The sequence below is a fragment of the Piscirickettsia salmonis LF-89 = ATCC VR-1361 genome, assembly GCF_000297215.2.
In the GTDB taxonomy this organism is placed as follows: domain Bacteria; phylum Pseudomonadota; class Gammaproteobacteria; order Piscirickettsiales; family Piscirickettsiaceae; genus Piscirickettsia; species Piscirickettsia salmonis.
Window position 1 is genome coordinate 14725 of record NZ_AMFF02000016.1, and the last position, 2624, is coordinate 17348.

Genomic DNA, 2624 nt, shown 5'->3' on the forward strand with positions numbered 1-2624 from the left:
AGACAGCGCTTAGTCAAGTAATGAAGTCAATGTCAGAAACTATTCGTTGAGCGCTATAACGTTGTGTGTGGATTATAATAAGGCCCAAGGCGAATATTCAGACAGTGAATGTCCAAGCAGTAGCATTGATGCCTTAATAAAGCATCTTTTAAGTGATATAGACTGTGAAATAATAAAAAGTGACGTTGGAATAGATCGTATGTGCTGCGTAGCTCATCGAACCCAGAGTTCTCAGTATTTTCAGAGTGTTCTAATTCTAATTGTTTAAGAAGATCATATTCTTTAATACCATCAGGGTGCTTTTTTAAAATAGTCACTAATCTAGTAAACATAGCTCGCCTTTCGTTGATGTGTGCTCTTGTTTTGTCATTGCTTTTTTTTATGCAAAAAATGTGTCAGGCTGGTAACCTGACTGAGCGAGATGATTGAATTAAATAAGAGATGAGCAAGCATGGCTATTTTTTCAATTAATGCCCCATTTTCTGATAGAGTCCAAGCGCTGTATACCGATCGGCAAGGTGGTTTGAGTCAAAGTGTTTTTGACTCGATGAACCTGGGGAGCCATGTTGGCGATGGTGTTCAAAATGTACAGAAAAACCGTGGCTTATTGCAAAAATTTTTAGGTTTAGAGCAGGACTTATGCTGGTTAGAGCAAATACATTCTTGCACGGTGGTTAAAGCGCAAAGGCAAGTAGAAGAGGGCCTAATTGCAGATGCAAGTTGGAGTGATGAGGCTAGAGTGGCCTGTGTGGTGATGACAGCCGACTGCTTGCCTATTTTAGTTGCAGATAAACAAGGGAAGAAAGTTGCTGCGATTCACGCGGGTTGGCGAGGCTTGTGTGCTGGCGTGATTGAAAGTACGTTTGCTGCATTAGGAACTGGCGACTGGCAAGTGTGGTTGGGACCGGCTATAGGAAAAATGGCATTTGAAGTTGGAGCAGAGGTGAGAGCGTTATATCTGAAAAAATCGCCAAAGATGGCAAAATACTTTGCATTTAAAAATGATACTCAGGATAAATTTCTAGCGGATATGTATGGTTTAGCAAGTGAAATACTTCATGATTTAGGTATATATGAAATTTATCAAGAAAATATCTGTACTTATAGTGACCCTAATTTTTACTCCTATCGGCGCGACGGTCAGACAGGTAGAATGGCTACGGTGATTATGATTCGCTAATTAAGACAGTTTGACCTAGTTGGAGATTATTTTATCACCTTTTCTTAGGTAAATAGCCATTCGTGCTCTCTATAATATAATATGGCGGGTAAAGAGAATGAATATTCTCCTGGTCATAAGATAAATTGTGTCAGGCAGTAAGTGCTGCGATTTGGCTTTCTACTTTCATGGCTTTTGTACCTGATGTTGCTAAAGATTCAGAATAAAATGGTAAGTAGCTTTTTGTCGTTTTTTTGGTGCTTATTCGTGTACATATTAAAGACACACCTAAGGTGGCGAAATTAATGGCAATTGCGCGCCACCATTTTGCGGTTGTTCGATTATCTTTAAGATCTTTAATCATGCCTTGGTGATGCTTTTGATAGCCTGCAAAGGCTTGGTTATTGCCAGAGTTAAAGTCATTAATGCGTTGTCTTGTATCTTGGATGAAACTAGTGACTTTATCGTATTTGCTATCATTTTTTTTGATTTTTTTATCTCTATGTTTTTCAAGGCTAGTTAGTGCAGTCTCAATTTTTTTAAAGGCTCTTGCTTCTGATTCTATTAATTCTTTAAGCTTTCTATCTAATGATGTTTCGTTGTCATGGAGTGATGTCGATACATAGGGCTTGGAAGAAACAAAAGGTTTAGAAGAAAGGTTGAGCTGTTCTTTTACCTTTTCAAAAGACTCTGCAATGTCTAAATTAGGAGCCAAATCTCTTTTTGTAAAAACTACTCCATATCTTATATCTGTGGGTAATTTTTTTTACTTTACTTCTTAAATTTTCTATGCTTTTATTAACTCGGCTGCAATCAATAAATAATAAAGCAGTTTTTGCGTTTTGATGATACAAGCTTTGCATAATATCATAGCGAGGGTTTCCTCCTACATCCCATATTCTAGAGTCTTGAAGATCAGTTGTTATATGAACAGGGTTAGCGATTATCGTGCTGCTTTTACTTAGCTGTTTTTTTAAAAAAGAAGTTTTACCCGCTCCTGCTAATCCGATAGCGATGATTTGCCTCTTTACAAGGAGTTCGCTTTTTTTTCTTGGCATTTTATCTTCCCTTTTATAGTTCTTGCTCTTTGACAACAAGAAGATTATCCGAATTATCAATAGAAAATATAACGTTTTTAACTATATAAGTCACTAATTTTATAAACAAAAATCAACTAATTTATTTATTTTTTTTAAATTTTTATTTTTATTTTGGATGAATTATTAATTATTTACTTTGGTTTAGAAGCGTTTTGATTTTTATTTTATATTTATTTTTTATTGTTAAGTTTAAGATCTATGGTGAGGTGTTATTCTCAATTTGTGTTAAAACAGTGTTAGCGTGTTTAATTTCATCTGCTTGTATAACAATAAGGTTTGGAATTTCAATAAGTAAGAGTTGTCAACCCCCCATAAGTGAGACAGTTTAAAACTGGAATTATCCCTCTGTTTTTGTCGAAATTTTT

At 35.6% G+C, this 2624-nt stretch carries 4 protein-coding genes; 1 reads left to right on the forward strand and 3 read right to left on the reverse strand.

Features of this window, described 5'->3' with window-relative positions:
* Positions 1 to 53: 53 nt before the first annotated feature.
* A complete protein-coding gene (locus tag C200_RS01745; RefSeq protein ID WP_016212002.1) occupies positions 54 to 332 on the reverse strand; it encodes a DNA-J related domain-containing protein in 279 nt (92 codons plus the stop codon).
* Positions 333 to 451: 119 nt separating this feature from the next.
* Between C200_RS01745 and pgeF the strand changes: the two genes are divergently transcribed.
* Positions 452 to 1180, forward strand: coding sequence for a peptidoglycan editing factor PgeF (gene pgeF, locus C200_RS01750; RefSeq protein ID WP_016212000.1), 729 nt, complete (start codon positions 452 to 454; stop codon positions 1178 to 1180).
* A 130-nt stretch (positions 1181 to 1310) separates the two neighbouring features.
* Here the strand turns inward: pgeF and C200_RS01755 are convergent, their stop codons facing one another.
* Positions 1311 to 1874 carry a hypothetical protein gene (locus tag C200_RS01755; RefSeq protein WP_016211998.1) on the reverse strand — a complete coding sequence of 188 codons (564 nt, stop codon included), beginning with the start codon at positions 1872 to 1874 and terminating at the stop codon, positions 1311 to 1313.
* The gene (locus tag C200_RS01760) at positions 1864 to 2217 is read right to left on the reverse strand and encodes an ADP-ribosylation factor-like protein (protein ID WP_016211999.1); all 354 of its coding nucleotides are present in this window, start codon (positions 2215 to 2217) and stop codon (positions 1864 to 1866) included. Before C200_RS01760 ends, C200_RS01755 begins: the two co-directional genes overlap by 11 nt.
* Positions 2218 to 2624: the final 407 nt, after the last annotated feature.